31 protein-coding genes are annotated in these 21,226 nt (G+C 52.8%); 23 read left to right on the top strand and 8 right to left on the bottom strand.

The features are described 5' to 3' along the window. Positions 1–10 precede the first annotated feature (10 nt). From GP475_RS08805 to GP475_RS08710, 19 genes are all read left to right on the top strand, one after another. Positions 11–457 carry a hypothetical protein gene (locus GP475_RS08805; RefSeq protein ID WP_187974036.1) on the top strand — a complete coding sequence of 149 codons (447 nt, stop codon included), beginning with the start codon at positions 11–13 and terminating at the stop codon, positions 455–457. Positions 458–465: 8 nt separating this feature from the next. After that, positions 466–828 (top strand): hypothetical protein, encoded by a 363-nt coding sequence (locus GP475_RS08800; RefSeq protein WP_187974035.1) that lies wholly within the window; start codon positions 466–468, stop codon positions 826–828. Then, positions 821–1,138 carry a DUF5403 family protein gene (locus GP475_RS08795; protein WP_187974034.1) on the top strand — a complete coding sequence of 106 codons (318 nt, stop codon included), beginning with the start codon at positions 821–823 and terminating at the stop codon, positions 1,136–1,138. Before GP475_RS08800 ends, GP475_RS08795 begins: the two co-directional genes overlap by 8 nt. Continuing rightward, positions 1,135–1,536: a hypothetical protein gene (locus GP475_RS08790; RefSeq protein ID WP_187974033.1), complete on the top strand. Its 402-nt coding sequence runs from the start codon at positions 1,135–1,137 to the stop codon at positions 1,534–1,536. Before GP475_RS08795 ends, GP475_RS08790 begins: the two co-directional genes overlap by 4 nt. Continuing rightward, complete coding sequence (locus tag GP475_RS08785) at positions 1,537–2,142, top strand: phage tail tube protein (protein ID WP_187974032.1); 606 nt, start codon at positions 1,537–1,539, stop codon at positions 2,140–2,142. 75 nt (positions 2,143–2,217) lie between these two features. Further along, a complete protein-coding gene (locus GP475_RS08780) occupies positions 2,218–2,670 on the top strand; it encodes a hypothetical protein (RefSeq protein ID WP_187974031.1) in 453 nt (150 codons plus the stop codon). A gap of 122 nt (positions 2,671–2,792) precedes the next feature. Next, entirely contained in the window at positions 2,793–3,077 is a 285-nt protein-coding gene (locus GP475_RS08775; protein WP_223144646.1) for a hypothetical protein, read from the top strand. 13 nt (positions 3,078–3,090) lie between these two features. After that, entirely contained in the window at positions 3,091–6,027 is a 2,937-nt protein-coding gene (locus GP475_RS08770; protein WP_187974029.1) for a phage tail protein, read from the top strand. Then, positions 6,027–6,938: a hypothetical protein gene (locus tag GP475_RS08765; RefSeq protein WP_187974028.1), complete on the top strand. Its 912-nt coding sequence runs from the start codon at positions 6,027–6,029 to the stop codon at positions 6,936–6,938. Before GP475_RS08770 ends, GP475_RS08765 begins: the two co-directional genes overlap by 1 nt. Continuing rightward, positions 6,939–8,084, top strand: a complete 1,146-nt coding sequence (locus tag GP475_RS08760) for a Gp37-like protein (protein ID WP_187974027.1) — start codon at positions 6,939–6,941, stop codon at positions 8,082–8,084. A gap of 14 nt (positions 8,085–8,098) precedes the next feature. Continuing rightward, positions 8,099–9,205 (top strand): hypothetical protein, encoded by a 1,107-nt coding sequence (locus GP475_RS08755; RefSeq protein WP_187974026.1) that lies wholly within the window; start codon positions 8,099–8,101, stop codon positions 9,203–9,205. Between the two features lie 2 nt (positions 9,206–9,207). After that, positions 9,208–9,501, top strand: coding sequence for a hypothetical protein (locus tag GP475_RS08750; protein ID WP_187974025.1), 294 nt, complete (start codon positions 9,208–9,210; stop codon positions 9,499–9,501). After that, a complete protein-coding gene (locus GP475_RS08745) occupies positions 9,488–9,727 on the top strand; it encodes a hypothetical protein (protein WP_187974024.1) in 240 nt (79 codons plus the stop codon). The genes GP475_RS08750 and GP475_RS08745 overlap by 14 nt, the downstream gene beginning before the upstream one ends. Before the next feature lie 14 nt (positions 9,728–9,741). Then, the gene (locus GP475_RS08740; protein ID WP_187974023.1) at positions 9,742–10,296 is read left to right on the top strand and encodes a collagen-like domain-containing protein; all 555 of its coding nucleotides are present in this window, start codon (positions 9,742–9,744) and stop codon (positions 10,294–10,296) included. 13 nt (positions 10,297–10,309) lie between these two features. Beyond that, on the top strand, positions 10,310–10,831 hold the full coding sequence (locus tag GP475_RS08735) for a hypothetical protein (protein WP_187974022.1): 522 nt from the start codon (positions 10,310–10,312) through the stop codon (positions 10,829–10,831). Positions 10,832–10,907: 76 nt separating this feature from the next. Further along, complete coding sequence (locus tag GP475_RS12520; protein ID WP_262485163.1) at positions 10,908–12,506, top strand: GH25 family lysozyme; 1,599 nt, start codon at positions 10,908–10,910, stop codon at positions 12,504–12,506. Continuing rightward, positions 12,506–12,754 (top strand): holin, encoded by a 249-nt coding sequence (locus GP475_RS08720; protein WP_187974021.1) that lies wholly within the window; start codon positions 12,506–12,508, stop codon positions 12,752–12,754. Before GP475_RS12520 ends, GP475_RS08720 begins: the two co-directional genes overlap by 1 nt. Continuing rightward, positions 12,751–13,203, top strand: a complete 453-nt coding sequence (locus GP475_RS08715) for a hypothetical protein (protein WP_187974020.1) — start codon at positions 12,751–12,753, stop codon at positions 13,201–13,203. Before GP475_RS08720 ends, GP475_RS08715 begins: the two co-directional genes overlap by 4 nt. Then, positions 13,196–13,738 carry a hypothetical protein gene (locus GP475_RS08710; RefSeq protein ID WP_187974019.1) on the top strand — a complete coding sequence of 181 codons (543 nt, stop codon included), beginning with the start codon at positions 13,196–13,198 and terminating at the stop codon, positions 13,736–13,738. The genes GP475_RS08715 and GP475_RS08710 overlap by 8 nt, the downstream gene beginning before the upstream one ends. A 35-nt stretch (positions 13,739–13,773) precedes the next feature. Here GP475_RS08710 and GP475_RS08705 read toward each other — a convergent pair whose 3' ends face one another. The 4 genes from GP475_RS08705 to GP475_RS08690 form a co-directional block, all read right to left on the bottom strand. Then, the gene (locus GP475_RS08705) at positions 13,774–14,340 is read right to left on the bottom strand and encodes a hypothetical protein (protein ID WP_187974018.1); all 567 of its coding nucleotides are present in this window, start codon (positions 14,338–14,340) and stop codon (positions 13,774–13,776) included. Between the two features lie 49 nt (positions 14,341–14,389). Next, positions 14,390–14,764, bottom strand: a complete 375-nt coding sequence (locus tag GP475_RS08700) for a hypothetical protein (protein ID WP_187974017.1) — start codon at positions 14,762–14,764, stop codon at positions 14,390–14,392. Positions 14,765–14,912: 148 nt separating this feature from the next. Further along, complete coding sequence (locus GP475_RS08695) at positions 14,913–15,383, bottom strand: hypothetical protein (protein ID WP_187974016.1); 471 nt, start codon at positions 15,381–15,383, stop codon at positions 14,913–14,915. 135 nt (positions 15,384–15,518) lie between these two features. Next, positions 15,519–15,689, bottom strand: coding sequence for a hypothetical protein (locus GP475_RS08690; protein WP_187974015.1), 171 nt, complete (start codon positions 15,687–15,689; stop codon positions 15,519–15,521). A gap of 948 nt (positions 15,690–16,637) precedes the next feature. Here GP475_RS08690 and GP475_RS08685 point away from each other — a divergent pair. Then, on the top strand, positions 16,638–17,123 hold the full coding sequence (locus GP475_RS08685) for a hypothetical protein (RefSeq protein ID WP_187974014.1): 486 nt from the start codon (positions 16,638–16,640) through the stop codon (positions 17,121–17,123). Positions 17,124–17,560: 437 nt separating this feature from the next. On the opposite strand, the gene GP475_RS08680 is transcribed toward GP475_RS08685, so the two are convergent. Then, positions 17,561–17,908 (bottom strand): hypothetical protein, encoded by a 348-nt coding sequence (locus GP475_RS08680; protein WP_187974013.1) that lies wholly within the window; start codon positions 17,906–17,908, stop codon positions 17,561–17,563. Positions 17,909–18,214: 306 nt separating this feature from the next. On the opposite strand from GP475_RS08680, the gene GP475_RS08675 reads away from it, so the two are divergent. The 3 genes from GP475_RS08675 (at position 18,215) to GP475_RS08665 (ending at position 19,208) form a co-directional block, all read left to right on the top strand. Continuing rightward, positions 18,215–18,517, top strand: a complete 303-nt coding sequence (locus tag GP475_RS08675) for a hypothetical protein (protein WP_187974012.1) — start codon at positions 18,215–18,217, stop codon at positions 18,515–18,517. Between the two features lie 3 nt (positions 18,518–18,520). Then, positions 18,521–18,712, top strand: coding sequence for a hypothetical protein (locus tag GP475_RS08670; RefSeq protein WP_187974011.1), 192 nt, complete (start codon positions 18,521–18,523; stop codon positions 18,710–18,712). A 292-nt stretch (positions 18,713–19,004) separates the two neighbouring features. Then, positions 19,005–19,208: a hypothetical protein gene (locus GP475_RS08665; protein WP_187974010.1), complete on the top strand. Its 204-nt coding sequence runs from the start codon at positions 19,005–19,007 to the stop codon at positions 19,206–19,208. A gap of 210 nt (positions 19,209–19,418) precedes the next feature. Here the strand turns inward: GP475_RS08665 and cas2e are convergent, their stop codons facing one another. Genes cas2e through GP475_RS12515 form a run of 3 tightly spaced genes read right to left on the bottom strand, consistent with a single transcriptional unit; the run spans position 19,419 to position 21,107 of the window. Beyond that, the gene (cas2e, locus tag GP475_RS08660) at positions 19,419–19,781 is read right to left on the bottom strand and encodes a type I-E CRISPR-associated endoribonuclease Cas2e (RefSeq protein ID WP_187974009.1); all 363 of its coding nucleotides are present in this window, start codon (positions 19,779–19,781) and stop codon (positions 19,419–19,421) included. 4 nt (positions 19,782–19,785) lie between these two features. Further along, on the bottom strand, positions 19,786–20,739 hold the full coding sequence (locus GP475_RS08655; protein ID WP_187974008.1) for a CRISPR-associated endonuclease Cas1: 954 nt from the start codon (positions 20,737–20,739) through the stop codon (positions 19,786–19,788). Continuing rightward, entirely contained in the window at positions 20,739–21,107 is a 369-nt protein-coding gene (locus GP475_RS12515) for a hypothetical protein (RefSeq protein ID WP_262485162.1), read from the bottom strand. The genes GP475_RS08655 and GP475_RS12515 overlap by 1 nt, the downstream gene beginning before the upstream one ends. Between the last annotated feature and the right edge of the window lie 119 nt (positions 21,108–21,226).

Genomic DNA, 21,226 nt, shown 5'->3' with positions numbered 1-21,226 from the left:
GGTAATGATTATGCGAACACGTTTGCTAGAAACCGCCGATTTGGAGCGCTCGCTTTCCTCAGATCACGGGCCGCTTGATGAGGGCTTAGCATTATGGGCGATTGAGACCGTGAGCGCTACAGCCTTGCAGATTACCGGGCAAAACTGGGTTCACCCGGATGATGTTCCCCCTGCGGCCCTGGCAGTGATAGGTTTAGCGACCCGTAGGCTGTACACGAACCCGGACCGGTTCACCCGTGAAGCTGAGGGGGATTATTCCTATGGCCTTGACGCTACGGTGACCAAGGCTGATATTTTCACCCCGGCTGAGATGCGAACTCTCGCTGACTTTCGAACACATAAGCGACCACAAGGCCTCGGGGTTATCCATACCCGCCGGGGCGATGGATACGGCTTATCCACCGGCTATGTGCCCGATGGGACCCGCTACGGCTTCCCTTGGTATGCGGAGGGGTGAGAAAAATCATGCTACGAAGTACTGCCGCAAAAGATATGGTGACCGTGGTCCTGCGGGAAATGCGCATGGGCGAGCACGGGCGCATGATACCCACTGAAATCGGCCATGTGACCGTGCTGGGGCGCTTGCAGCAAGGATCCACCGAAGATATACAAACCTACATTAGCGCTGGTGAAAAGGGGGTTTTGAATCTCAAGCGGTTTTATTGCCGTAATTTTCCAGGCGATGACCTCTCCCTCGTGATTGATGAGGAAGGGATCACTTACCGGGTGGTGGGAGAGCCTAAAAGGCACCGGGGGTCCAGAAGGACCGCCCGTGACGTCGTGAACCTCACCCAAACAGCAGTAAAAAGAGGGGTAAGAAATGGCTAAAGTATATAAGAGCTGTGGCACCGATATGGCGCGGCTGGCGTCAAAATCCGCGGTGCTTGATGAAGCCGCTGCGAAGATTAAAGCCCGCGCTGAGGCAGCAGCGGCTACGCATAAGAAAACGAGCCGCTATTCCGGTAATTTTAGGATCGGTAAAGCGCCTGGGAAAAAGGGCGTGGTGGATCGTTATGTCTACAATGACCATCATGCGGCCCTGGCTATTGAGTATGGGCATTTTGCCGAAAATCGGGATGGGAACCCTGGAAGATTCGTGCCAGGGCAATTCAATTTACATAAGGGGCTGGGAGCATGATTCAGCCGGAGCACAAGCGCTTTGACCCACTATTAGTGCTGGTAGAGGGCCTAAAAGGGGTTGGTCATGAGGTGTGCTTAGCCCGCGATGCGACCTATGATGGGGATCTGGTGACCGTGGTGCAGGTCCCATTATGGGAGTCGGTCGGTGGCATGCCGGGGCAAAGATGGGCCTACCGGATTAGAGTAACCCTACTTACTAGTGGCCCTGATTGGGATAGTGTCGCAGCTGGGCATGATGAAGCCCATGCCGCTATTTTGGCGCTAACCGGGGTTAATGATGTGAAAGTCTCTAGTGTTGTCTGTGAGAGTGAGCCTACTCTTATGGCGCCGCACACACCCTCAGGCGCGGAGTCGTGTATGTCGAGCTATACATTATTTCTTAGGAGAGTGAGCTAAATGGCCGAGACCGCATATCAGGATTCAGCGGTATTTATGCCGGGCCGGGGTGCTGTGCTGATCGCCCCTGTAGGCACCAAGCCCCCTACTATGGAGGAGATCAAGACCTGGCTGAGCAAGGACACTACAGCCGCGATTGGTAGCTATGTGCCAGTGGGATATACCTCACTGGACGAGCTACCCCAAATCGGGGGTGACACTGAGGGTGGCGAAGTTGTCGGAGTATGGGAGAATCCGAGCTTTAGAACCACCGCCGTTAAGACCGTGGATACTGTCACTATCACCCCGGTGCAGTTCTCTGAGGTGCCGCTTAAGCACCGCTTCGGGGCTAATGGCAGCATTGGGGAAGATGGGTATTTTCATATTCCACCGGCTTATACCGCAACCGAGATTGCTGTGCTAGTGATTGTGATTGATGGCACAAACTTCCTTGCTTTCCAGTACCCCAAGGCGGCGTCCGCTCCGGGTGATGGGATCGAGATGGATCCCGAGAAATTCTTGGGCATTCCCGTGGTGTATACCGTGCTGAATCAAGCAGGCGAGCCGCGCGGCCGTATTGGCCATTCAGCACTGAAAAAGGCTGTAGCCCCTGGTGTTGGTGGCTAGAATCACTTCACGGAGAGGCGGTGCTGGGATACTTGATCCCGAGCACCGTTTTCTTTTGTGGAGAGGATTTGTCCGATGGTCGAAAATGTTTCCGAATTTGATCTTCCCGCCCCGGCCCCGATTGAGCCTGATACCCCTGCCCCTGTGGAGGATTCTAGCCCCGTGCTAGCGGGCGTGGCGCCGGAATTCACCCCGGAAAATGCTGATCCCACTTTGGATGGTATGCCGGAGATTCGATCATTTGCCCATGAGCTACCAAGCGCGCGGCTGAAAGTGCAAAAAAGCCTGGTTGCTATTAAAGCGGCATTCCCTGAAAGCCTTACCGGTGAAGAATCCGAGATTAATGCCGAGAACCTAACCCCGGAAGATTTTGAAAAATTAACCAATGCGGTGGAAAAGATCGAGGAATTTGTCATTAATATCGCTAAAAACCCTAATGATATGCGGGAGTGGCTTATTAATCACAAAGACCCGGAAACCGCGCTATTCGCCGCTTTTAGTGAGATTTCGGAGCGCTTGGGAAAATAATCACCCTTTATGAGCATATAGATAAATTTGGCAGCGCGTTGGTCCCTGATTTTCAACAATTTTATAATTTGCGGCTGGTCGAGGTTGTTCAGGAGTGGCCCGCTACCGAGGTGCTATTGCTCGTGGAGGGATTGCCGGAAAATTCCCGCTTTATGGCCCGTTTACTGGGAGAACCCGACGGGCAGAGCTTCACTCGCTCGGATTGGTTGCTTATGGATTTGCGGAATATCGTTGAGGCGTGGCGGTGTGGAGAAGCTAATTCTAAGCGTAAAAAAGGTTCCAGGCCGATTGAGTTTAATAATTGGGAAAATTATCCTGGCTATGAAGCTTTTAATAAATTAAAGAAAAAGAAAAGCAATAACGCGATTTTAGCTAAGGCGCGTGCAGCAGCCGGAGGATGGGAGTAAAAGAATGTCAGGCATGGGCAAAACCGTAGGCGCCGCGAATGTTAAAATCATGCCTAACACAAAGGAATTTCGCCATAAGTTAGAGGCTTACCTTAATCGGATTGAGGATACTCTTACCGCGCATATTGGGGCTGAGGTAAAAGAGCGCGAGCTTATTATGAGCGCTCAAAAGGCGGTCAAAGCAGCCGAAGCAGCGGTGAAAGATTTCAAAGTAGGCGCCGAGGTCAATAGTGCTCACATGGTGGAGCAGGCGCGGCGGGCAAAAAATAAGGCGGAAAATGCCCTAGATCACATTAAAGCTGATATTGATGTGAATAATAATCGCTTCCTTATGGCGGTGAAAGCTACGGTTAAAGCCGCTGGTAGGCCTGATATTCATGCGCAATTAAAGCTCGATACTAAGGCATTTTATGCGGCTCTTGCTACGGCGAAAGTCGCTTCCCGGTTCTTTGGCGGGCATTTGCTCACGAATCTTCGCATGATCCCTCAAATGATGGGTACTATTGCTGTAGCTACCGTGGGGCTGGCTGGTATGGCGCCTACCTTTGCTGCTGCAGCCACCGCTACGTGGGGTTTTGTGGCAGCTTTGGGGAGCTTAGCGGGGGCTATGGCCCCTGGCTTCTTTACGGGTGCGGCTATGGCTATAGGGGTGCTTAAATCCGCTTTTAAGGGCATGGGTGAAGCGCTGAAAGCGGAATCCGCTGAGGATTTCTCGAATGCAATTTCGAAGATGCCCCCGGCGGCTCAGGAAGCCGCTACCGCTATGCGCGGGCTGAAAGAATCCTTTAGCGGCCTTGGCGAGGAGGTGCAGCAAAGCTTCTGGGCGAATCTCTCAAATATTGGGGATTTGAAGAATTTGGTGGAGCCGGTGCGTAGCGCGATTACCGGCCTTGCTATGGATATGGGGAATGCCGCGGCCGGGGTTGTTGCTTTTGTTTCCAATGGTCAGGGGCTTAAAATGACCACTAGCCTACTGGAAAATTCCAGCCGCGCGGCGGGTAATTTGGTACAGGCTATCGCCGGATCCGTGCCCGGTATTGTGGCTTTAGGCGCGGCTGGTGCTCCGATCCTGGAAAGAATGACCGGCCATATTTCCAGCATGGCCGAAGCCTGGAGCAATAAGCTCGTGGCCGGATTTGAAAGCGGTGAGCTAGAGGCTTCGCTTAATGCCTCGATTGCCAAGGTGCAGGAATTTTGGGGGGTTATGCAGCAGCTAGGCGGCATAACCTCCGGGGTATGGTCCGCGATGAGCACCGCTGGCGCGCCTTTTCTTGGCACTCTTGGGCAAGTGATCGAGCACACAAATCAGTGGGTGAATTCCGCTCAGGGGATGCAAACCCTGGTGAGCTTCTTTGAAGCTATGAGTGGCGCGGTGGGTGCTGTACTTCCGATTGTAGGCCAATTAGCTGGGATTATAGGCCAAACCTTGGCCCCTGCGATTGCTGATTTTATTCAAGCTATCGGCCCTGGATTATCGACCTTTGTGGATGCGCTAGGGTCTGGGTTGCAGCAGATCGCCCCGGTTATGGGGCCTTTGGGCGCCGCTTTTGGCGCGATTCTTTCCGCTGTGAGCCCGCTTTTACCGGCGATTGGGCAAATCGCGGGCGTGATTGGTGGCGCCTTGGCTTCCGCTATGCAAGCGGTAGCACCCTACTTAGAGACTTTCGCTAATGCGCTTTCTAGCATGGCTCCGGTGGTGGCAGCAGCGGCAGGCGCGTTTGCGCTGTTCAGGCCGGTTGTGGGCATTGTGCAGGGGGTAGGAACCGCCCTTGGTTTGCTCACTTCCCCGGTGGGTTTGGTGGTGGCTGGAATTGGCTTGCTCATGGCGGCGTTCACCCAGATTCCGGGCGCTATGGATGGGATCATGGGTGCGTTTATGGGGGTTGTGCAGGCAATTCAGCCGCTATTCCCGGTGTTGCAGCAGGTGGCTTCGCAGATTATGGCGGCTCTTATGCCAGCGATCACCGCCCTAGTTCCGGTTGTGATTCAGATCATTCAGGTGATTGCGCAAATTGTGGCGGCGGCTATGCCGATTATCACGGTGATTTTGCAGCTTGCAGCCACGATTATTAGCGCTCTTATGCCGGTTATTACCGCGCTTATGCCGGCGATTAGCGCGCTAGTAGCTATTATCGGATCGATTGTGATGGCGCTTGCCCCGGTGCTGCAAGTGGTGGCAAATGTGGCGGCGGCATTCTTGAGCTTGGTAGCCGTGATCTTAGGCTTTGTGGGTAGCGTGCTGGCGGCGATTGTGAGCTTTGTCGCTAGTGTGATTGCTGGTTTTGTGAACATGGTCGCAAGCGTGATTGCCGCGATCACGGGCTTTGTAAGTGGGGTTAGTAATGCGATTAGCGGAATGGTTAATAGCGTTATTAATTTCTTTACTGGCATGTGGAATCGCGCGGTAGCGATCTTTTCCGCGGGTGTGTCGCAGGCTGTGAGCTGGGTTGGTAGGCTTCCGGGCATGGCGATGAGCGCGCTAGGGAATCTTGGCGGGCTTTTGGTGGCTTCGGGCCGGGCGCTTATCCAAGGCTTTATTAGCGGTATTACCTCGATGATTGGCGCGGTAATCAGCGCGGTTGGGCGCGTTGTTCAGGCCGCGCGTAATCTCTTCCCTTTCTCTCCGGCGAAGGAGGGCCCTTTCTCAGGCCGGGGCTGGGTATTGTACTCGGGCCGGTCAGTTGGTGCAGCCTTTGCGGCTGGCATTGAGGATACGACCGGCCAGGCGGTGCAGGCTTCTTACCGCATGGCGAAAGCGGTGCAAGGCAATTTGGATGGCTACCAAGCTGATGTAAGCACTATCGCAAGCAGGGGTAGCGGGCATGGTTTCGATGCGCAAAATTCAGGCGGTATCACGGTTGGCACGATTGTGGCAGCGGATCCTACGCGGCCAATTAGGGAGCTTGAACTTCTGGACCTGAAGCGGCGGATTAGAGAGGGTGAAAAATAGTGCCTGAACAGCTAATATGTGAGTGGATCGATCCGCGCGGAAAAGTATGGGATTTAACCGGCGGTGCTGAGGGTGTGATCCTTGCAGAGGGGCAAGAAGGCCTAGAAGCAAGCCAGCACGAACACACCTTCGTGAGAGGAGAATCACAATGGGCGGGGGTAAGCATTAGACGCGCTGAGCCCACCCTAAAAATTGAGGTTGGTGGTACGCTCACGGGCCAAGAGTATTATTCCCTGGCTGAGGAGTGGTGGAGCTTGGCGAATTCCCCGGAAAAGGAGGGGATATTGCGCTTTACCCGGCCTGATGGGATGGTGCGTGAGCTTAGAGCACGCCTGAATAAAACCCCGGAAACCACCTGGACCTATGATCCGGGGGCCCCGTTTTGTGAGAGTAAGGACCGGGTGGAGGCGTGGATTCTTGCAGGTAGCACCCCCTATTGGGAGGGCGCGCCACAATCCACTACTTTTGGGATTGATATTGCTCAGGGGGATAAAAAGGCCGCGATCCCTTTCTTCGGCCCCGAGGGGCACGGATGGCCGCTGTATATCTCTCAGCCGGAGGTCACGGCGGGTAAAGGTAATGCCTATTTGACTAATTCCGGTCAGGGCCCTATGTGGGTTACGTGGCGGCTGGTTGGCCCGATGGTGAACCCCCATATAGGGGTGGGTGATTCGGTGTTGGTTTATAAGGGGGAGATAGCAGCCGGTGAAGTAGTGGTAATCACAACCCGGCCCGGCGAGCGCACTGTGATCGAGGAACACACGGGCGATTCGAGATTTTCCAAGGTGGGAGGGGCTTACGCCCCGGTACCGGTAGGGGAGAAAATCAGGCTCGTAGTGAGTGCTGAGGGTATGACTTCCGATAGTGCGATTGAGGTTACAGGCCGTCCACAGTATCGGAGGCCGTTTTAGATGGATACGGTATTTAATACGCCGCGCGGCTTGACTTATGACCCGATTTATGCCGAGGTATGGCCTGTCGATGGTGATGGGCCGGTAGGGCGTGTAGAGCAGCCGGAAAAGCTTGAAGTCACGTGGGAGATGACCGGATCAGGAACGGCGGTTCTTGAAGCTCCCCTAACTCAAACTACGGGGCTATTAACATCAATTGACGGAAAATACTTGCTGGTGGTGGGTTTTAATGGGCTTCGGCATGTGTCGATCCCAGTGGAGGCTACGGTCTATGCGGAGGATCAGGCCCCAAATGATGTGCGCGTAAGGATTGTTACAGCGTCGCCGTGGTCCTTGCTTGATGGTGAGATCATCCCCCCGGCACCTAGGCAATGGCCGATTAATAGTGTGGAGCAAAAGACCACGGAATTCTTTACCGCTAAAGGCAGCGCGGATGAAGTTATTCGAAAGATCATTCGAGCAGGGGTCGAGATTCTTGGACACCCTATCGTGGTCCTTCCTGATAACCCAAAGGGCCCTAATCGGAGTATCGCGGCACGCCTGGATAAAGTCTCTGACCTGGTTAAAAAGGCATTGGCTGACACGAATTTGTGGGTGAGTTTAGAGCCGTGGTTACCCGGTGATCCGGTGCTTGATGGGGTGAGTTCGAGTACGCCGGTTGTGGTTGCTGATGTTCGAAAATATAGACGAGTAGACGGGTTGGTGTGGTCCACAGCCGGGGAGGATATAACTTCCTGGAAAATTAAAGCCACTAGGCCTACCGCCACCCATATTTTCGTGCATGATGATAAAAAGCACCCTGAGCAGGAGATTCACAGCTTTACCGATGGGGATTCCGGTAGGTGGATTAGGCGCTTAGCACAGGGGGAATATAAGCCCCCGGAAGAAGAAGCGAAGCAAGTAGCAGAAGCGCTACTTGCAGAGCACGCAGGAACCCGCGAGATTGAGGTGGAGGTCACACCATCGAGCGTGTGGGAGTTCGGGAGTGATAATAAACACACGCACCAATATCAGGTGGGGGATATTGTCACTCTAGAGCTTCCTATTGGCGCATTTGAGCAGGTCATCACCGAGGTTGTGGTGGAATATACTCCGATGGCTTTAACCGTGACCCCGAAAGTCGCTACCCCCCATAATGGGGAATAATTAAGGAGGAAAGCATGGCGATAAGCGCGCTAGGAACCGCAAATACCATTATTGGCCCGTCGCAGTATGCGGATATGGTGCAGTGCTTGACGGCGCGGTTTAAGGTGGATTCCCCGGCCGATTTTAAGCCGGAAAAAGGCTCAGGGTTGCGGGTGTCAGTGGCGCAGGGGAGCGGCTTTGCTGCAGGTGCAAGGGTAAATTCCACAGCCACCGAGCAGGTTGTAATTAGTGCCCCGTCAAGTGGGAGCCGGTGGGATGCGATTGTTGTCAGGGTGGAGTGGCAGAAGCCAGAAGCCGAGATTATCGCGATCCAAGGCAATGCGAGCACGATCCCTAGCGTGGTGTCAAGCGGCGCAGGTGTGACAAATAACATCAACCGGATTCCTGGCACAAAATACGACGCTTTGCTAGCAATTGTTAAGGTCACGGCGGGGCGTAGCAGCATTGACCAAATTTTCGATATGCGCATGTGGGGCGGTGACGGCGGGCCCTTCAGAGTCACCCCTGATGGCTTAGCGAATTGCTCACACTTGGATTGCCGTAAAGGCACGATGATTACCACAGACCGCAACGCAAACACAAAACGCCTGGATGATGACGGCGTATGGCGAGATGTCGGAACCGCGTCAAATCCGTGGAAAACCTGGACCCCAACCATGCGATACTACGGGAACGATTGGTACAAAGGAGGCACGGAAGGGGGGACAGAGGTCCGGCTCGGCACAGCTGGAACATATATTGGAAAATACCGTGTCGTAGACGGTATGCTTGATGGTTTTGTGTCAGTCACCACGGGGCCGGGAAACCACTTTGGAACAGGCCAAATAAGCGTAGACTTACCACTACCGTGTGCTAACTCGATGCCGGACACGTGGAGCAAGGGACATATCTTCATTTCGACGCAAAATGGCGCTGACCAGGACCTTGATTTCATGCTTGAGGTATTGATCAAGAGTTCATGGCGGCGGGGAGTTCTCTATACTCCCGTGAGTGGCGCATATAACAATTTAAAACCGCACATTATGGGATTCGGTAATGAGGGTATCCCGCAGCTGGCAAGCGGCTACCCCGTAGGAAGCGTGTATACAATGCATCTTTCTTACCCGGTGGAGGATGTCTAAAAATGCTTAAGAATTTTAGGCCTTACAGGTGGCAGCCGGTCCTTACGCAAGGGGAGCGTTTTAGGCTAACGTTCCAGATCACAGGCGATTTATTAGGCCTAGAAGCGCGTATAGGAAGCGATAAAATCTACCCCGCTGCGGTCACAAAAAACTCGGCGGAAATTATTATTCCGAGTGATGCGGTCACCGTGATTCCGGATCGTGCAAGCGCGGTCCTGATGGTGAATACCGGTGCTGGCTGGGAGGTGCTCGCGCGGGGGCATGTAGTGAAAGAAGAAGCAAATGACCTCGATTAATCGGCACGGCCTTGGGCAATTAATCGCTGGGGATGTGATCCTTACCCCGGTGGCTGGCCCCGCCGGGCCGCCGGGACCTAAAGGCGACCCCGGCCCCGTAGGCCCCGCGAATAATTTCCCGGCGATGTGGAGCGGGCCGGGGTCACCCCCGGAATTCATTCCAGGGGCGAAGCCGGGGGATTCCTGGCTAGATACTGTGACCGGCGACATATACGAATTGAGATAGAAAGGAAAAGCATAATGGCATGGGTACAGCGTGGCAGTCTTAAAGGCCCTAAAGGGGATACTGGTGCTCAGGGTGTGCAAGGCCCCCCCGGTGTGCAGGGCGAGCAGGGTCCGCGTGGTGAGCGTGGAGAGCAAGGCCCACCCGGCCCTACCGGCCCGCAAGGCCCCCGCGGTGTTGATGGGAAAGGTATTGAAGTTGCTGGTCAGGTAAATACTTATGAGGATTTGCCAAAAGGGCTAGGAGAGCAGGACGCCGGCAAGGGTTATATCAATAATGCTGATGGGGATCTTTATGTATGGACGGGTCGGTCATTCCCTCCGAAGGGGAGTGGTGTTGATTTTGTAGGCCCCCAAGGCCCCGCCGGCCCCGTAGGGCCTGCCGGTGACCGTGGCCCACAGGGATCCCAAGGCCCCGCCGGTGCCAGGGGTGAAGTAGGCCCTCAAGGCCCTGCTGGGCCGCGCGGCTCGGCATGGTTCAGCGGTGATGGGGTCCCGGGTGCTGTAGAGACCGCTCAGGCCGGGGATTGGTACCTAGATAACCAAACCGGCGTGTTCTACCAGCTACAATAGGGGAGGTTGATTAATGGCGTGGGTTAAAAAAGGAAGTCTACAAGGCCCGCCCGGCCCCGCTGGCACGGCGGGTAAAGATTACGCCGTGCCAGCCTGGCAGCGAGGAGGAGGCCCCCTCAGAGATGATGGGGCGATCAATCTAGGCACCGGGGGTAAGCAAAATTACTTCTGGCGGGTCGATAGGGGCATTTTCGAATATTGGTTCGATATTACTTGGGGGCGTGGAGCGTCCAGCCGTGGAGGCTCCTTAAGGATCACGGTCCCTTATGCCCCGAATGGTATCGAAGCTGTCGGGGTCGGCTCGTACTGGAGCCAGGGTGGTGGCTTCGCTATGGTGATTAATCCTTTTGTGCGTGCAGGGTCGAAAGAAATGCGGTTTCTCGTGCATAAGTCGGGTGGTGATGATACCCAGGCTGAAATGCGGATATGGGATGGCCGCTATGGCACCGGGTCGGGTATCCCGGCTAATCCTGGGTACACGCTGGACCAAGAATTATCTAGCATAAAAGGCCATATTCGGTATCCGATTGCCTAGCTAGTAGGGGGTGGCTACAACCACCACCTACCGGGTAAGCATGGGGGATAATGAGCGTGGGAAGTGAGGTGAAGCAGTGACAATTTTTGGCGTGGATGTGTCCGAACATCAATTCGATTACTCGCTTAAAGCAGCACGTGATGAGGGCGTAGATTTTGCGATCATCCGCTTATGTGACGGAACCTACAAAGACAAGTTATTTAGCTCACATTTGGAGGATGCAGAAGAAGCCGGGCTTATCGTGAGCGCTTATTGGTATTTGCGCGCCCCCTCCGAGGGGACCACCATTCCCGAGCAGGTCAATACCGTGTGTGAGCAGCTGCAAGGCCGGAAAGATATTCCCATCTGGATTGATGTGGAAAGCGTGGACCGCGCGGGTGTGAAATTGCTCACAGGCGAGCATGTTCACACCGCGAAAAGGGAGCTGGAATCACGCGGTCTCAGGGTGGCTGGTGTGTATTCGGGCGCGTGGTATTGGGAGAATATGCCCGGAGGTGAGCCGGGCATGGACGGCTTGGGTGCGTTGTGGGTATCGAACTATGGTTCGAATAAGATCGCGCCGTATCGGGAGCTTTACCCCGGTGATAGTAGCTCCAGGTGGGATTACCCACTTGGTAATAAACGCCCTGACGTGCTGCAATACGGCTCCAATGGCCTTTTAGCGGGGCGCGCTGTCGATGTGAACGCATTCCGGGGCAGCGTCGATGATTTCAAGAAACTTTTAGGCTATTCGAACACACAGTCGGAGGTTGAGAGTATGGCCCCTATTGAGCGGGTGCTGGATTACCCACGGGACCAAGTGACGCAGGATACTTTTTATAATTGTGGCCCGGCAAGCACCCAAACTATCATTCGTGCCGCGACCGGGGAGCTGATCGGGGAAGCTCAGCTTGCTAGGGAAATGGGCACCACGGCTAATGGCACAGATCACATTGGATTATTGGCTAATGCCCTGAATCAGCATGTGCCAGGGGGTGATTATCGGGTGGTGACGATCCCGAATGATCCACCCTCACGTGAACAGGTTAATGCTCTGTGGGAGAACCTGATCGGCTCCATTGATGCTGGTCACGGGGTCGCGGCGAATATTATTGCCCCGCCCTCGAATTATCCTCGGCCCTCATATGTGGCTAGCCAGGCCCTTAATTATGGGGGTGGCACCGTTTACCACTACATAGCTTTGATGGGCTATGCGGTGGACTCGCGTGGCGGGCGTCACATCTGGTGGGCTGACTCCGGCTTTGCCCCTTATGGGTGCTGGGTCACACTTGAGCAAACCGCCTCCCTCATAGCCGGAAAGGGCTATGCATTTTCTAATGCCCCATCGAAAGGAATGGAGATTAATAGTATGAGTGAATCAATTATGCGCGATAATCAGGTCCAATTGCGCGGCCCGGAGTTGTCCGGCTGGGAGGTCAATTCCCTGGTCAACGCCATGTCGCAGCGCAATGGTGACCGAGGCACGATGGTGGAGATTGCGGCAAGTGATCTAGCTATTACCCGTGATAATCAAGTGCAATTCCGTGGCCCTGGTCTTGAGGGCTGGGATGTAAAGCAGCTGGTAGAAGCCGCAAATAAGCGTGGCGGGCGTGCCACAATGGTTGAGATGGTGGCCGTGTGTCTGCAAGAAATCAAAGCGCTACGCGCAGAAGTGCAAGCGTTAAAGGGGGCGTAGTGTTTACCAAGCAATTCGGGATTGATTTAGCGGAAAGGGCTATAAAAACTTTCGCTCAAGCACTCATTGCCACTATTGCGGTAGGCACCCCGATCTTCGCCATTGATTGGCAAAGCGGTATCGGCGTAGCGGCCACAGCAGCGGTGCTTTCTATCCTCACCTCGATTGGTAGCGCCGGGATTGGTGATCGTGACACCGCTGCCATGCTCCCTACCGGCGAAAATACGGCGGGTAGGCATTCGCTATGAGCTTACGCGGCGATTGGCGACCCGGCCTCCCCGCCCCGGTTTCTAGGCTCGTGATATGGCTTTTAGCCTTAGAAATCCTGGACCGGGGTGTAGATTACGCCCTTGGCGATCCCCCCGGCGTAACTAACTCCCTCACCATCGTGGAGGAAGCTATGCCTTTGCCCGCTTGGGGGGCCTTATGCTTGATAGCTGGAATCACCGTGATTGTGGGAATTCTCACAAAACAGCACGTAGGGATTGTGCTGGGTAGCTTATGGGCCGCTGGGATTTATGCCGCCCTATCATGGGGACTTTTCCTCAAATTCCTAGAGCGCGGGGAGCCGTGGAGCGGGTGGAGAACCCCGGTCCACTTCCTCATGATGGCCGGAGTATGGGCACTCATCGCGGTGGGTACCACGTGGCGACGGCGTTTAGATCGTGAGTATAGGGAGCGGGGCACACGTGCATGATGTGATTAATCTCATACCACAAGGCGGGGCATGGACCATCGTGGCTTTGCTGATTGTGCTAATTTTTGGCGGGCCCGCGATCCTTTCCATGCAAACACTCACCACAAAATTTAGCGGCCTGAAAGCATTGCCGGGGCTGCGTGCCCGGTGGAAGCGCGAAGCCTTGGAGGAAGATACCGCCCGTGAAGCAGCAGCGATAGCAGCACTCCAAGCCCGCGTGGAGAGCATTCAAAAGAACGCCCTGGAGGAAAAGGATTACCTCCAAGGCCGGATCGATGATCTTCGGGAAGAGCTAAGGGAAAGGGATGAAACCCGCGATCAAAAGATCAGCCACCTAGAGCAACGTCTAGACCGTGCCACCACCTATATTCAATATGCGACCGAGTGGGCGCACCGGATCGGGGTGTGGGCAAAATCACGCGGCCTAGAGCTACCCCCGCCCCGCTGGGAATCCTTTTATGAGTGGGAGCAGCGCTTTACCCCTCGACGTGATGCCTACCCGCGCGAGCCGCCCGCTGCCGGTAGCCTGGATTGATAGCCCCCGCTGGATTAACCCCCGGCGGGGGCAATTCAAGCCCACGCCCCCTCATCCTTCATCCGATTTATGGTGTACCTCACCTTTTGCCCGCTCATCCCCGCATGGCGGCCTATTTCCGCATAAGGGATATGGCCCCGATGGGCGCTCATCATATAGGCCTCGCGATTCGCTTTCAGCATGGCTAAGCGGCCCTCAAGCTCTTCAATCTCCCGCGTAATGGAGCGAATAGAAGCCAAATCTTCTGAAAATTTAACCTTTTGGGCTTCAAACCATTCCAAATAGTACTGGTAGCAGCCTATAACATCATCGGGGCGTAGGTGCTTCCTCGCAGCGTATTCTCTCCATCCTCGGGTATCGCCTAGCCATCTCATGACCACCGATTGGTGCTTGTCCCGGTTGGGGAGGGCGAATTGGCCGGTTCCGCGAATTTGCCGCCAGATCATAGGGGTAGGGCCGGAATACACTTCAACAATTTCAGGATCCGCGATCCATTCCCATAACCCTTGTCCTCGAGTGTCAGTCCGGTATGTGGTTTCTCCGACTTTCCATTGCCACCACCCGGTTTCCGGGTCCTTTTCCGGCTTCGTAATTATTTCCATAAATTCCCCTTATTATGAACCCCGGCCCTATATATAGCCGGGGAAAGGTTCAGATCCCTTGATGCTTGGCATATTCCTTAGCAGCGGCCTTGGAAGCGGATCGGCCCTCGGAGGTAAGGAAAGATTCAAAACCGAGGTCATCGGCAAGCAGGTAAGCCAACACGGTGCCGCGCTTATCCGAAACGGTAAGATCGAACTGGGTGGCACCAAGGATTTGGCGAAGACCGGTCGCATACTGCGCCAACCCGGTTTCGGGGTCATTGCTGACGTGCTCTTGGTACTCTACCCACAGCCCGGCACCATCCTCATCGGTGTGGTAGGTCACGGTGTACTCTTCATTGGAAGCGAATTCATCGGTGAAGGTCGCGGTGAAGATGTAGCCTTGCTCGGTCTTGCGGATCTGGGAGAGTTTTGCGAGTGCCATTTTCTTTTCCTTTTCAGTTTGTTTCTTTCTTGCTGACACTTTTAATATAACACAGGGTGAGGATTAGTGGAATATATTGACTCAAACGGGGGTAGCGTATACCCCCTGAACTGCATTGTTATAAATGAGCGGGGGTAGCCAATGAGGGTTAATCAAGGGTAAAGAGCTGAGGGTCAATGCCAAAAAGGATGCCCCGCACTCCAAGCTGTTCACCATTGACGGCGAAGATCATTACCGGCGCCTTGAGCATACCAATGATCTTGGAAGCCTCAGCCTTGGTAATGGTGCCAAGGTCTACGGTCATAGCGAAAGTGATTTTCTTAGCTTCCTCAGCAGCCAGGCTCTCCAGCCGAGCGCGCATGGTGTCTTTTGCGGCATCGAAAACCGGGGCGTACAGCTCTTCGAAGCGTGCGTCGTAGCGCTCTCTATCACAAAGGGGGCGAAGGCCTTCTTCTTTGAGCTGTGCGCGGATGGCGGTTGCTTGTGAAGCGACCGCGTTTCTGGCAACGCTGTCGAGGCAGAGCTCGATGTTCTTGGCCGCGATGTCCATGTCTGGCAAGGTGCGGCTTGCTCGTAAGGAGTTGATGTAATTGATCTGGGCGGTGGTTGCGGTGGTCATTTTCTTTTCCTTTCTTTCTTGCTGACACTTATGACTATATACGACACCCTCGAAAAATGGAATACAGTAACTCAAACGGGGGTAGTCGATATGCTTTAACCTGGCGGTTTACAAAAGATCGGGGGTAATTTAGGGCTAGTTTTCCACCCTTATATCAAGCGGATCGCAGTCGAAAATGGTCGCATAAAGGCCCGCAAGAAGCCGGGGCGTGGGATCCTTTTCGCCAAGGAGAGTTAGCGCTTCTTTTAGCAGCTCAGAGGGGGTGCCAGAAAAAAATGCGCGAGAATCGTAGATATCGAGCTTCATGGGTGCTAAGGTAATGGGTAGCCGTGAGACACTTCTCCGCGCTAAGCGGAGGTAGTTCTTGTAGGGGTTAGCTACCCGATTTTATTTCTCCGCGTTTGCGTGGAGGTATTTCCAGCATCGGGTTAATCCCGGACTTATCTTCTCCGCGCTAGGCGGAGGTATTTCTTGTACCGTACTAATCCCCACGCTACTTTCTCCGCGCTAAGCGGAGGTATCAACCCCCCTTTCCTCTTGAAAGGGGGTTTTCTTTCATTTCAGGCCGGAGCAAAGCTAAACCCGGCCTGACGTTGGGTTTAGCGACTCTTCGTCTGGCCGGGCTGTTGTTATTAAAGCCCTGGCTGGTGAGCTTGTTTGTTTGTTGGATGAAGCTCTCAGGGCTTTGGGTTAATGTTTTGGCTGGGCGCGTAGCGGTGCAGGTTGCGCGTCCATCCAGTGATTTACTTTACCGAAAATGTGGAGTCGTGCAACTATCGGGGGTGGCGTGAGCGACGGGGGTGTGTACTTGATCCGCGTGTGCTTACCCCCGGTTTTGGGCGGGATGAGAACCGGGGCTAGGGCCTGTCGGTCCCGCATCGGTCCCGCAAAAAAGTTGTAAACCCGTGCATTTTGGGGAATTAATGGGATTAGTGTAACGCTGTGACCTGCGGAAACGACAAATGCCCTTGTCAAAAAATGCTATTCCGCGTTTGCGGTAAACAGCGGAGGTTTTCTGAAACGAGGGGCGGGGTTCTGTCAAGATCCACTGCACACAGTGTCAGAAACTGGTTTGCTATGAATCTTTTCCCTCATGACGATGCCATTGTTTAGGGTGCTAGCGCTCTCCGCGATCATTGGTTTCAGTTGGCCCGCCTGGTTGTGGTCTATAGGGGCGGCGAGTATTACTCTGACCATAGCCCTTCCCATCGCTTCTCAGGCTAGGCAATGAAGCTGACAACTAGGGACTCGGATATGGCTGCTCGCGGATGCGGAGATATAGCCACCTTCAGAGCCTATAAGGTTAGTGCTTCTCAGGTAGTAGCTGAGGGAGAGTGTAAGACTGGGATGATACTCCGGGGTTACGGTACGAAAGATGCGCCTGGTATTTGGATGCCGACGAATGGGGATAAGAGTAAGGCTTTTCGGGAAGAATTTCTAGTCTCTCCAGGTACTAATATAAAAACTACCGTGTTCAGCGTGGTGAGTTGCCGATCATTGATGTGGAGGTCAGCAATGGAAGCGACAAAACCGTCCAGTCTGGATAGGTTCTCTGATGATCTAACCCCAATGGATAGACAAGGGCGGCCGAATTGTCTGCCTATCCTGCTGGAGGAGTTAGATGTAATTGGTGAGCCGTTGAGCGTGAAGAAGAAGGCTGTTGCGGAGTGGCTGAAGGAGAATGAGCCTCTTCTCCCTTTACTTGATGAGTTGGAAGATGAAGGCTATATCGATTCTTAGTTGATCTTCCATTCGTTGACATAGCAGTTGAAACGTCACCTTGTGGTGGCGGTTTTTGTGTAACGCGCCGCCAAGTTTTTTGGTTGGCCTTCTCCGGGTTCGAGTCCCGGCGGCGCACTAAACCCCCTGTTAAGAACCACAGTGTTCTTGCCGGCGGTTTTGTCATGCCCGAAACGGGCGGAAACCCCTGTAAAAGGAGAAACACTCGTTCACACAACCACACTGGCTACGTTTCATCGAAGGCGTCGAGGGTGGTGCAAACACTGCCACCGACCAGGCTGAGGAATCACACGAAGATGCGGAAGGTACATCCGTCGAGAAGTAGCCTGATGGCAAGGTGGACTGGAAAGCCACCGACCATTTCGGCAAATAACTACCAATAAACCTCAACCCCCTGCGCAAGATCAGCACAGGGGGAATAAAGGCCATAGCTAAGATCAAGACTCGATCTTATGCGCGTCTAGCATTAGACACAGAAGATACAGATCAGGATCAGTAGCAATTCTCACAGCAAGCTGACGCGGAGTTACTCCCGGCTCGACCGGGTTCTTTTCAATCGGATCAGGCGAATTTGTGGGATGTACGAACCGCAAGAACAACTCCCCAGTGGAAAGAAGTCGTCGTATAGCTTCCTCCCACTCCCTGATATCCAGCCTCCTACTGTCCTCAACACCGAAATAATCTATCGCAAACTCTAGGTGAACCCAGTCCCTTTCCTCTGCGATTTGATTTTTAATTCGATCCACAACAATTTGTGTATCTTTCCACTGACCAACGTTTGACATGGACTTTAAACACCTCCTTATTAGGTGCGCGACGGTTAACCAGGACAATAGTTCAACCAAAAGATACTGTCTTAACGCCAAATTTACCAGTTAGATTTTTATAAAGAAAATTGAATAATTTTCTGTTATTGACATCGTAAGTTTTCTAGCTAACCAGGCGCAAGTGAACGAAGGGTATTACGCAAAACATATTAGACCGCAATATTTTTTCTCCCATAATGCGCTATTATTTGTATTCAAAACTTTTACGCATGTAGTTGAGCTAATTTCATTTTTATTGTGATAAAAATTCCTCAGCATCCAAAGGTGTTTGATGCTTATTTTCATAAAGTACGACAGTCCAAGACGGTGAAAGCCTTGGAAGCGTATAAACCCGATACGGTAGAGGAAATCCAAAATCACCGGTATTTGCTATCCGATAAAGAGCTTTTTGCTCGTTCTTATGCGCAGTGGGTGGGGGTGAAAACCGGTGAGAAACGGATTAACCAGGTGATTGCTCTGCAAAAGGAGGGAGACGGAATGTGGGCCTATATCCAATGGGATGAGAAGGATTTTGCGGACAATATTGTTCCAGCTCTTGATGAACTGTTCTCCAAGATCTATCCTTAAACCATGAAGATGCACACTGGTAAAGGTAGTCTCCCGTTTGATGAGCATGTGCGTCTATTCATGGAACAATGGGATATGAGTCGCGAAGAAGCAGAAGATTATACCGACATCATGTGCGGATTGGCTTTTCTTGAGGCGACTGATCGTAAAGAACAATACAAAGACGCTAAACAGCCAGAATATTTCTGGGGTTAAAAAATCCTTGTTTCACCCCGTGCCGTTAAGGCAGCGGGGTTTTCTTATGCCCTTATAACGAGGAAAGACTCTGCCAGGAGGGCGGCGAGGGTCAATGTCAGGGGATAGCTGACAGGTCTTAAGTATGGCACAGGAGGCCAGATCTTTTCTACCGAACCTTAAATATCCCGGGAGGATAACTATGGACACCCCTACACATAATGATGCTGAAAGCACAGCCACTAACCCTGCTGATCCTGGTGGCCAAGAAGCCAGCTAGGACCGCAAAGAGGCTAAGGCTGGTGATGGGGAGATGACGTTGGAGGATTATAAAAATGCTCTAACAAAAGCCCGTCAGGAAGCAGCGAAATACCGGACTCAGCGTAACGAGCTACGCCCATTGGCTGCGAAGTACCGAGAAATCGAGGAAGCAAATAAAACCGCGGCGGAAAAACAAACAGAAAAATCCAAACGCCGGAATGGTAGGGTAACACTTTTTTATCGAAGTTCATCATGAAAAAGAACCGTATTTTTTGTTTAAGAAAAAATATAATTATCGCAACCACACCCTTGCGGAGATGCTTCATATCGCATATTCAGTTATCTGGAAAAGTTAACTCTCTTGAGTAGGCCGGTAGCCGGCTGCTATTGGTCAGTATCAGGTTCTGTCTACGTATCAGATTTGCTCGCTCATAGAAAGTCTAGAATTAAGAAATGAAAACTTAGATTAAGAATTAAAATCCTTCTGTGTCGTGGGTAAATCCCTCATTTCTTCTTCGTTTCGTGGTTCCCATACGCGGCCATTTTCTACCCGGCCGCGAGTCGTTAAGGTTAGGCCATCAAAATCTAAGACCGGGCGCCGCTGCGGTCCTGTGGTTCTTATTGAGAAGCCTTGCTCACTGTCAAACTGACTATGAATCAAGGTAATAGACCCTTCTAGCTCGGCGCTAAGGCATCGTTCCCAGAGTTGCTCAAGTACCGCCCGAGAAATCACTCCCACATAAAGCCCGGTGTCAGCTTCTGAAAAGAACCGGCTGAGGTATCCGTGGAGATGCTCAGGTAGGGAATGAGCCTGTAGTACCGCAAACATGGGATTATCCGCTGCCGTATTGGGTGTGCCCAGGAACCTCGTGATTCATTCCACCAATAAGTCGGTCATCATCTCGCTTCGGCAGGTGTGGTTCAAGTATTGACATCATAATTTTCATCATCTCTTCTAGAATTTTGCGTCGCTGAATACATCGCCTCAGTTCTTTTCGGAGCTCACTAGCACCTCCGTGTTCTTTGTCCATTCTAAAAGCCAACGGAATCGTAATTTCTCTCTTATAGAGATCCGCTAAATCAAACAGCAAAGATCGCGAGTTTCCACGATGTATTATTCCGAGCGCGGGATTTATCCCTAAAACAGAGCACACAGAAGCCGCACATCCATATAAAATGTAATTAGCAAGATTTAAATTGGAATTAACATAATCGGGGCTATTAGTATCGCGTCGAAACCCTTTTATATGATGCTTTGTCGCTAATTTTTTGTACAAATCTCGCATCATTCTGCCCTCGATTCCTCTCATAGCGGCAATAGAGGACATCGGAACATCGTCAATACCTAATTGTTTTCGGTACAATATTCTCGCCGCGTCTCGTTGACGCGCCTCATTAGCAACTAGCCGAGCCTGGGCTATTGCCCACCGAGCCGATGAGGTCAGCGGGGTAGCTAAACAATAAGACTGTATTCCTCCGCTTCCGCTAAACAGAACCGATACACCTGAGCGAGCACAAGACGTCGCCGCCGGCTGACTAATGCTGGTTCCGGGCCCTAAAATAAGTGTCGCCAACCCACCCACGGGCAATTGAATCCGGGTTTTTGTAGGTAGTTCATTCACCGGTTCAGGGGCGCGTTCATCTCCACGGCTAATAGCAATCACCCCGGTTCGGTCTTGACGAATCAAGCAATACTCCACATACAAATAAGAAACTCGATCTTCTAGACGAATTTGTTCGGAAGGGGAGATCGTAGAAAACGCCAGTGCTTCTTCGGAATAAGCCATTAGCCTTCACCCAACAGTCCTACTACTCGGTCATATTCTCCGGGATTCATCGGCAGGGCATAGTATCCGCGCAACAGGCTTTTCGCATCACCCAAAGAAATAGTTCGGTCTTTCAAACCAGAGAATCTAGAGGTGTCAGGTATGGACATAGATCCTTGTAATGCCCGACGTAACTGGGTGGTATCTCTACCACGGATTGCTATGAGCGTTGTGGGATCGGCCTCCCATGCTCCTGGAATTTCCCCGCTAGAGTCACACAGAATCACCCGAATACTTGGCCGATCAATGAGACGAGTGGAGCTTTCTTCCACAGAGTCTTGTGATGTTAAACCAACAAGGCTTTCAACTTTCGCATCGTCCTGAAGCACGGCGTCAAGCTTGATACGGACATTCCTTGCTTGAGAACGGCTGGTGATGGTTTGTGAAGACTCCGCTATTTTGTCCTGGAGATCCGAATTCAACTCAGACGCAACAGCGTCATCATCGA

The sequence above is a fragment of the Corynebacterium poyangense genome (assembly GCF_014522205.1).
Taxonomy (GTDB): domain Bacteria; phylum Actinomycetota; class Actinomycetes; order Mycobacteriales; family Mycobacteriaceae; genus Corynebacterium; species Corynebacterium poyangense.
This window is presented reverse-complemented; position numbering and strand designations above follow the sequence as displayed.